This window comes from Methylophaga sp. UBA4204, assembly GCF_002379485.1.
Classification (GTDB): domain Bacteria; phylum Pseudomonadota; class Gammaproteobacteria; order Nitrosococcales; family Methylophagaceae; genus Methylophaga.
The window spans coordinates 29,706-31,716 of the sequence record NZ_DFTU01000090.1 but is presented as its reverse complement, the minus strand read 5'-3'; the positions used below and the strand labels follow the sequence as shown (position 1 = coordinate 31,716).

The 2,011-nt window shown below is 50.1% G+C and carries 3 protein-coding genes; 1 reads left to right on the top strand and 2 read right to left on the bottom strand.

What is annotated here, in order from left to right; translation table 11 throughout:
* On the top strand, window positions 1-189 hold a 189-nt coding region (locus B3182_RS13530; RefSeq protein WP_349677938.1), incomplete at its 5' end, for a MerR family DNA-binding protein.
* Between the two features lie 225 nt (window positions 190-414).
* Here the strand turns inward: B3182_RS13530 and B3182_RS13525 are convergent.
* Entirely contained in the window at window positions 415-1,368 is a 954-nt protein-coding gene (locus B3182_RS13525; RefSeq protein ID WP_075194545.1) for a bile acid:sodium symporter family protein, read from the bottom strand.
* A gap of 429 nt (window positions 1,369-1,797) precedes the next feature.
* On the bottom strand, window positions 1,798-2,011 hold a 214-nt coding region (locus B3182_RS13520), incomplete at its 5' end, for an MBL fold metallo-hydrolase (protein ID WP_292753088.1).

Below are 2,011 nucleotides of genomic sequence, written 5' to 3'. Positions count from 1 at the left end.
CCCCATCAGCCTTGCAGGGCCATCAACACCTTGCTTGATGATCACATCACTCATGTGCGGTCTCGGATAACCGATCTGCAGGTACTGGAGCAACAACTCACGTCGTTAAGAGCGAGTTGCAACGATGATCGGGAAATTAAGGCCTGTGGGGTTCTCGAAGGGCTCAGTGAAGAAAGCATGCGGCAGTAGCCTGAAGCATTTATGCCAAGTATTGGGGTAACCATTGTGGGCGAATCAATATACTTGCGCAGATGTTGAAAATCCGCTTCCTGGCAGATCTTTTCGACAACACGGAGCCTGAGTAGCCGGCAGATGGAGCAAGCACCTCATCATCTCCTGTTTCGTTAAAAAGGCTGCATCAACTTTTGCCAGTAGTTCGTTGGGTAATTCGGCTCTGAAGCAATACCGAGATCCTTAGTGCCGATCGTTCGCTCGGAATCGAAGTAAGCCGTGCCGTGCAAGGATCTTAGCGGCAATGGGTGAAGTGATCATTTGTATCACTGCAAAGAATGCGGCAGGAATCGCAATTTCTGAAGGTAAGCCAGATGCGGCGACAAAAGCAGCAGCAATGCTAAATTCTTTTTTGCTCACGGTGAAGAGATAGGTAATCACTTCTTTCCGGTCAGAGGTTAGCAACCGTGAGGACATTCCTATCAGGTAGCCAATCAGATTAAGACTCAGGGCTGCTCCAGCAATCAAAAAAGCGTACCAGCCATAACCAATGATAGTTTCTGCGTTTGGGCCTACTACAGCCAGTAGTATCAGAAGATATATGATTGATCCAATTCCCGCGTACGTTGAATCATGGCGTGCAAAAAAATCTGGAAATCCTGTGCGTAAGCTCACTCCAACAACAGTGGGAACGAGAACGATCAAGGCTAATTCAAAGATGATTGCCCCGAGAGGAACTTCCAGTTGTATTCCAGTCAGCCATAAAAAAAGGAATGGAACAATGAATGGCGATAGTGCTGTATTGACCGCATTAAAAACGGCTGCTAAGGCAACATTCCCCCGCGCCATTAATACCAGCAGCGGAGACGAAACATCTGTCGGCAATGTGCCAAGCAACGTTTGACCTGCTGCAAGAGGTCCGTTCCCGAAAAATAAACGGCCAGTCAGAAAACCGGCAATCGACATCGGACCATAGACCAGACCTAGTGCTAAAAGTTGCCTTGAAGGTTTGCGAAAGACCACTCCAACGGCATGTGCGTCGAAGGTAAGACTGATGACAAGCATCAGCAGCGCGAGCAGTGGACCGATAAAGGGCTCTAGGTGCGTTCCTAACCCTGGGAATACTAAGACCAAACCAGCTAAAGTGATAACAAACCAAACAAGATTAGACTCCACAAAATAGATGAATCTGATCATATCTTGGAGTCCACCGTGCCCGGTGAGGTTGGGCGACCTTCACACTGCGCGAACAACTCGATGGCTTTGTTGCAATAAGCACAGTGCCCATCGCAGCAGTCGTGCATCAGAAACGCTACGAGATCAGCAAGTACAGGAAAAATAGCACTGTAAACTATTGAACGACCCTGGCGTCGTGTTTCTTGAGACATCGCCCCAAACGCCCTAACAGCTTCTGCTTCTTTCATTTCAATATCTCAATACCTATTGCTATATTGAAAAATTAGGTGACCCCTGGTCCAGTCGGCGTGGCCCGCGGTCAGTCCGGAACCTCGGAGATCGCACGGGTCATCAAATCCGCCATGGCCGGGCTGTCCCATTCCGCGGCACCGACCAGGCGGCCAATTTCGCGACCGTCGTGATCAATCAGCAGCGTTGTAGGAACACCTTCTATGCCCAGTGTTGAGGTCGCCAGTGTNNAAGTACAGGAAAAATAGCACTGTCTTCGATCAGAAGAGCGTCGCCGGTGAAAATACGGTCGTCCAGACGGTATGCGAAATGGCCATCGGTATGGCCCGGCGTGTGAATCGGCTGGAAGCTGAGCCGACCGACCTGAAAGGGCCTCCCCTCCTCAACTCCTACGTCCGTGCAGGGCAGGCAATCC

Coding starts and splice junctions, on each gene's coding strand:
- B3182_RS13525 (WP_075194545.1), bottom strand. CDS start 1,368: ATGATCAGATTCATCTATTTTGTGGAGTCTAATCTTGTTTGGTTTGTT.